The sequence below is a fragment of the Pseudomonas sp. P4_C4 genome (assembly GCF_056402055.1).
This window is the reverse complement of the sequence record NZ_JBFUID010000072.1, coordinates 21,351-27,983: the sequence shown is the minus strand read 5'-3', so window position 1 is coordinate 27,983 and position 6,633 is coordinate 21,351. Positions and strand designations below refer to the sequence as shown.

At 61.7% G+C, this 6,633-nt stretch carries 5 protein-coding genes; 3 read left to right on the top strand and 2 right to left on the bottom strand.

Annotated elements, in window-relative coordinates:
- Window positions 1–585: LysR family transcriptional regulator (locus tag AC1DXW_RS27115; RefSeq protein ID WP_477760698.1), on the bottom strand; the 585-nt coding region annotated here is incomplete at its 3' end.
- 159 nt (window positions 586–744) lie between these two features.
- On the opposite strand from AC1DXW_RS27115, the gene AC1DXW_RS27110 reads away from it, so the two are divergent.
- Both AC1DXW_RS27110 and AC1DXW_RS27105 read left to right on the top strand, forming a co-directional pair.
- Complete coding sequence (locus AC1DXW_RS27110; protein WP_477754564.1) at window positions 745–2,553, top strand: monovalent cation:proton antiporter-2 (CPA2) family protein; 1,809 nt, start codon at window positions 745–747, stop codon at window positions 2,551–2,553.
- 120 nt (window positions 2,554–2,673) lie between these two features.
- Window positions 2,674–3,771, top strand: a complete 1,098-nt coding sequence (locus AC1DXW_RS27105; protein WP_477754563.1) for a DNA alkylation repair protein — start codon at window positions 2,674–2,676, stop codon at window positions 3,769–3,771.
- A 133-nt stretch (window positions 3,772–3,904) separates the two neighbouring features.
- On the opposite strand, the gene AC1DXW_RS27100 is transcribed toward AC1DXW_RS27105, so the two are convergent.
- Window positions 3,905–4,807 carry a LysR family transcriptional regulator gene (locus AC1DXW_RS27100; protein WP_477760697.1) on the bottom strand — a complete coding sequence of 301 codons (903 nt, stop codon included), beginning with the start codon at window positions 4,805–4,807 and terminating at the stop codon, window positions 3,905–3,907.
- 132 nt (window positions 4,808–4,939) lie between these two features.
- Here AC1DXW_RS27100 and AC1DXW_RS27095 point away from each other — a divergent pair, with 132 nt between their 5' ends.
- The gene (locus AC1DXW_RS27095) at window positions 4,940–6,601 is read left to right on the top strand and encodes a GMC family oxidoreductase (protein WP_477760696.1); all 1,662 of its coding nucleotides are present in this window, start codon (window positions 4,940–4,942) and stop codon (window positions 6,599–6,601) included.
- Window positions 6,602–6,633 lie beyond the last annotated feature (32 nt).

Sequence of the window (6,633 nt, the reverse complement as noted above, 5' to 3'; positions counted from 1 at the left end):
GTAATCCTGCTGATAGAACTCGTCCCAGGTGACACTGCTTCGCCCCGCCAGCGGATGATCGCGCCGGCACGCCACGACATACCCCTCTTGCACCAAGGGCTCGAAATCCACTTCGGCTTCCAGGGTGCCCATGAAACTCAGGCCGAAATCCGCTTCGCCATTGACCACCGCGCTCAATACGTCGTGGGCGCTGGAGTCCAGCACCTTGACCTTGATCCGCGGAAACTGCCGGTGATAGTGCGCGATCACTCGCGGCATGAAGTAATACGCCGCCGAGGGTACACAGGCGACCGTGACATGGCCGAGCCGGGTCGAAGCGACTTCGCTGATGCCCAGCAACGCCACGTCCAGATCGTCCAGCAGGCGTTCGACGCTGGGCATGAAACCGCGGCCGGCCTGGGTCAGGCTGACCTTGCGCGTGGTGCGCTCGAACAGCCGCACGCCGAGGGCGTCTTCGAGTTTTTCAATGCGCCGGCTCAAGGCTGGCTGGGAAATACGCACCGTATCGGCGGCCTTGCGAAAGCTGCCCTGCTCGACCACGGCACGGAAGGCTTGCAGATCGTTGAGGTCGAAGTTGATCGCCATGGGGGCTACTCGAGAGGGACAGTTGGATTGATCAGCTAATTCTATAAATGTAACTAATTAATGCAAACTGTAACATCTGAGCCCGAGCGTTTTGCTGACGCCGAAGGGCCCAGCCTTTATTCTTGTCACCCCCGCTGTACCGAGTCCTGGAGTTTTCTCATGCCCCATGAAGGCAACCTGCTACAAGCTGCTGTCGTATTTCTGATGGCGGTCGTGCTCATCGTTCCATTGGCCAAGCGCCTGCAACTGGGGGCGGTGCTGGGCTACCTGTTCGCCGGAGTGATCATCGGCCCGTCGGTGCTGGGCCTGATCGACAACCCGCAAAGCGTGGCGAACATTTCCGAACTCGGCGTGGTGTTGCTGTTGTTCATCATCGGCCTGGAGCTGTCGCCGCGACGCTTGTGGGTGATGCGCAAATCAGTGTTCGGCGTGGGTCTGGCGCAAGTGCTGATGACCGGCTCGGTGATTGGCGTGGTGGCGCTGTGGGGCTTTGGCCAGCCGCTGAACACCGCAATCGTCCTGGGCCTGGGCCTGGCGCTGTCGTCCACGGCCTTCGGCCTGCAAAGCCTGGCTGAACGCAAGGAACTGACCAGCCCCCACGGGCGACTGGCGTTCGCGATTCTGTTATTTCAGGACATCGCCGCAATCCCCTTGATCGCCATGGTGCCGTTGCTGGCCGGCGGCGATCACAGCACCACCCCCAGTGAAGACCTGAACCATGGCCTGCAAGTCTTGGGCAGCATTGCGGTGGTGGTGATCGGCGGGCGCTATCTGCTGCGACCGGTGTTTCGCGTGGTGACCAAAACCGCGTTGCCAGAGGTCTCCACCGCCACGGCGTTGCTGGTGGTGATCGGCACGGCATGGTTGATGGAGCTGGCCGGTATTTCCATGGCCCTGGGTGCATTCCTCGCCGGCCTGCTGCTGGCGGACTCCGAGTATCGCCATGAACTGGAAGCCCAGATCGAACCGTTCAAGGGCCTGTTGCTCGGGCTGTTTTTCATCAGCGTCGGCATGGGTGCGAACCTGAGCCTGTTGCTGAGCACACCGGTCGCAGTGCTGGGCCTGACTCTGCTGCTGATCGCGATCAAACTGCCGCTGCTGTTTATTGTCGGGCGCCTGGCCGGCGGCTTGAACAAGGTCAGTGCGATCCGCCTGGGTATCGTGTTGGCGGCCGGTGGTGAATTTGCCTTTGTGGTGTTCAAGATCGGTCGCGATCACGGGCTGTTCGCGGCGCAACTGTATGACTTGCTGGTGTTGACCATCACCCTGTCCATGGCCGTGACGCCGCTGTTGCTGCTGCTTTGCGCACGCTTGGTCAGCCCGAAAGTGCAACCGGTGGAAGTACCGGAGAAGTTCCGCGAAATCGACACCGACGCGCCACGGGTGGTGATCGCCGGCATGGGTCGCATGGGCCAGATCATTGCGCGGATTTTGCGCGCACAGAACATCAAATTCGTGGCCCTCGACACCTCGGTGGAAACCATCGAGCTGTCCCGCAGCTTTGGTGGCGTGCCGGTGTTCTACGGCGACCCGATGCGCCCGGAAATCCTCAGCGCGGCCAAGGTCGGGGAAGCCGAGTATTTCGTGATCGCCACCGACGACCCGGACACCAACATCAAGACCGCCGAACTGGTGCGCAAGCTCTACCCGCAGATGAAAATCATCGCCCGTGCCCGTAACCGTCAGCATGTGCACCGGCTGATGGACGTCGGCGCTCACGCCGTGCGCGAAACCTTCCATTCGAGCCTGGAAATGAGCCGGCGAACCCTGATCGGGCTGGGTCTGACCCAGGCCCAGGCGGATGCGCGAATCAAACGCTTCAAGCAGCATGACGAAGAGGTGCTTGAAGCCCAGCACGCGGTGTATGACGACGCAGTGAAAGTGATGCAGACCGCGCAGGAAGCGCGGGTCGAACTGGCCAGGTTATTCGAGTCGGATCAACTGCAAGAGCAAGCGGGCACAAAATGAGGTGAATTTGAGGGCCCCTTCGCGAGCAGGCTGCTCACACGCTCTTCTGTAGGAGCGAGCCTGCTCGCGATGAACGATGACGCGGTGTGATGGATCAACAACAATTGCCAGGGAACCACCATGACTGACCAACCTGCCCCCGCCCTGAAGGAAATCTTCAACACCGAGCGCCTCCAGCACATCGCCAGCGAAATGACCGCGATCTATCCGCCATTCGAGGCCAGGCGCTTCCTGAAGCTGGCCCAGTCCGGCCTGGCAGACCTCAGCGTCATGCAGCGCATGGCCCGGGTCAGCGAATGCCTGCACGCGGTGTTGCCGCTGGACTATGAAGCGTCGCTGCAAGTGCTGCGCGCCCTCGCCCCGCGCCTCAACAGCGGCTTCGTCAGCATGTGCCTGCCGCACTACGTCGCCAGCTACGGCGCCCATGCGTTCGATCAGTCGATGGACGCGCTGAAGTACTTCACCGCTTTTGGCTCTTCGGAATTCGCGATCCGTCACTTTCTGCGCAGTGACCTCAAGCGCTCGCTCAAGCTGATGCATGCCTGGTCGCTGGACGACAACGAGCATGTGCGGCGCCTGGCCAGCGAAGGATGCCGGCCGCGCCTGCCCTGGTCATTCCGGCTGGAGCCCATCCAGGCCGATCCGACACTCGCCGCGAACATCCTCGACAACCTCAAGGCCGACACCAGCCTGTATGTACGCAAATCCGTGGCCAACCACCTCAACGACATCACCAAGGATCACTCCGATTGGGTGCTGGACCTGATCGAAGGCTGGGCGCTGGACAACAGGCACACCGCATGGATCGCCAGGCACGCCCTGCGCAGCCTGATCAAACAGGGCAACCCGCGGGCACTGGCGATCATCGGCGCGGGCGGCAAGCCTGAAGTCGAGATCGTCGATGTGAAAGTCGAACCGCCGGTGATTAGCCTGGGAGAAAAAATCACCCTGTCGTTTGCCGTCAAATCCACCGTTCAAAGCAGCCAACGCCTGGTGATCGACTACGCCATCGATTACGTCAAGGCCAACGGCAGCACCTCGGCGAAGGTATTCAAACTCAAGGCGCTGACGCTGCCGGGCAATGCCATCGAAGCCGTCAGCCGTGGTCAGCAGATCAAGGAACTCACCACCCGCCGGCATTATGCAGGGCGCCATGCGGTGCATGTCATGGTCAATGGTGAAAGGCTGGCCAGTACCGCGTTCGAGATTGTTGCTTGAAGCTCGGGATGGATATTGGATGTGCCGCCGCCATCGCGAGCAAGCTCGCTCCCACAGGGTGTTGCTGTGTTACACAGTTGGTGTGAACAACACAAAAACCTGTGGGAGCGAGCTTGCTCGCGATGGCGTCCGCTCAGGCGCCGTAAGAGGCTGGACCGAGCAGCAACCCCTGCTCACGCTCACACATCTCCACCACATAATCCCACAACACCCGCAACCGCACCGATTTGTGCAGCTCGCGACGCGTGCTGATCCAGTAGCTGCGCTGGATGCTTTCGTCCGGCAACAATGGCACCAGACCGGGATCAGCACTGGCCATGTAGCACGGCAGCACGGCAATCCCCAGGCCTGAGCGCGCCGCCTGTTGCTGGGCGATCACGCTGGTGCTGTGAAACACCACCTGCGGGTTGCGGCAGAAGCTGTTGAGGAACATCAGTTCCTGGCTGAACAGCAGATCGTCGACGTAGCCGATCCACGCATGACGCCCCAGGTCCTCACGACTGCGCAATGGCGGCGAACGATCGAGGTAGTCCTGGCTGGCATACAACGCCAGGCGATAGTCGGTGAGTTTGCGGGTGACCAGCATGTCAGCCGCCGGGCGCTCAAGGTGGATGCTGATTTCCGCCTCGCGGTTGAGGATGCTGACAAAACGCGGCACCGCCACCAGCTCCACTTCCAGCCCCGGATAGCGTTCGAACAAGCCGTTCATGCGACTGGCGAGGAACATGATGCCCAGCCCTTCGGTCACCCCGACGCGGATCTTGCCCAGCGGCGCGGTGGACTGGGTGATTTCCTCCTGGGCCAGCAACGCCACGTTCTCCATCGCCTCGGCGTGTTTAAGCAACGCCTCGCCCGCCGGGGTCATCTCATATCCCTGGGCATGTTGAACGAACAACGCCGTGCCGAGGCTCTTTTCGATGGCCTCGATGTGCCGCGCCACGGTGGCATGGGTGGTGTTCAGGCGGCGGGCGGCCGTGAGCAAACGCCCGCTGCGCTGCAATTCGAGAAAAAACCGCAGGTCATTCCAGTCGAACATGAATCGTCCTTGTTCTTTGCTGTTCGGGATGCTGTTTAAAAACGCACAGCGGCTGCGCAAAAACTAACATTCTTTTGACGAAAGCTAACAACTAGGATGACAGACAACAAGAACAACAAAACGAGGTCAGGGATGCAGACTCCCCTGGATGAATACGATTACATCGTGGTCGGGGCCGGGCCGGCCGGGTGTCTGCTGGCCAATCGACTGTCGGCCAACCCGCAACATCGTGTGTTGTTGCTCGAAGCCGGTGGCCGAGACAACTACGCGTGGATTCACATCCCCGTGGGCTACCTGTTCTGCATCGGCAACCCGCGCACCGACTGGTGCTTCAAGACCGAAGCGCAACCGGGCCTGCAAGGCCGCGCCCTGAGCTACCCGCGCGGCAAGGTGCTGGGTGGTTGCTCATCGATCAACGGCATGATCTACATGCGTGGCCAGGCCGCTGACTACGACCGCTGGGCCGCCGACGGCAACCCCGGCTGGAGCTGGCAGGACGTGTTGCCGCTGTTCAAGCAGAGTGAAAACCACTTTGCCGGCGCCGCCGAATTTCACGGTGCCGCGGGCGAATGGCGAGTCGAACGCCAGCGCCTGTCGTGGCCGATTCTCGACGCCTTCCGCAGCGCCGCCGAACAAAGCGGCATCGCCAGCATCGATGACTTCAACCAGGGCGACAACGAAGGTTGCGGCTATTTCCAGGTCAATCAGAAGGCCGGCATCCGCTGGAACGCGTCCAAGGCCTTTCTAAAACCCATTCGCCAGCGTCCGAATCTCACCGTACTGACCGGTGTCGAAGTCGATCGCGTGCTGCTGGACAATGGCCGCGCCTCGGCGGTCAGCGCCCGCTGGCAAGGCCAGTCGAAGACCTTCAAGGCGCGCAAGGAGATTGTCCTGTGTGCCGGCTCGGTCGGTTCGCCGAGCATCCTGCAACGCTCCGGCATCGGCCCGCGTCCGCTGCTGGAACGGCTGGGCATCGGTGTCGCCCATGAACTGCCCGGTGTCGGCGGTAACTTGCAGGATCACCTGCAACTGCGGCTGATCTACAAGCTGGAAAATGCCCGCACCCTGAACCAGATTGCCGGCAGCCTGTGGGGCAAGATGGGCATGGGCCTGCGCTACCTGTATGACCGCAGCGGTCCGCTGTCCATGGCGCCGAGCCAGTTGGGCGCCTTTGCCCGCTCGGGGCCGGAGCAGACTTCAGCCAACCTCGAATATCACGTACAACCGCTGTCGCTGGAGCGCTTTGGCGAACCGCTGCATGCGTTCCCGGCGTTCACCGCTTCGGTCTGCGATTTGCGTCCGCAAAGCCGTGGCCGAGTCGATATCCGCTCGGCCAACCCGCAAGAAGCACCGCTGATTCAACCCAATTACCTGAGCCACCCGGAAGACCTGCGGGTCGCCGCCGATGCCATTCGCCTGACCCGGCGCATCGTCGCCGCGCCGGCCCTGCGACCCTTCAATCCCGTGGAATATCTGCCCGGTGACAGCCTGCAAAACGAAGAACAGCTGCACGAAGCCGCCGCGCGGATCGGCACCACGATTTTCCATCCGGTGGGCACCTGCCGCATGGGCAACGACGCCGACGCCGTGGTCGATGCGCAGCTCATGGTCCATGGCATCCCCGGCCTGCGCATCGCCGACGCCTCGATCATGCCGCGCATCACCTCGGGCAACACCTGCTCGCCGACACTGATGATTGCCGAGAAGGCTGCGCAAATGATCCTCAACTCCACTGCAAACACAATCCCTGTAGGAGCGAGCCTGCTCGCGAAAGCGGTGGATCAGCCAGTATAAACGTTGAATGGAACGACGCCATCGCGACCAGG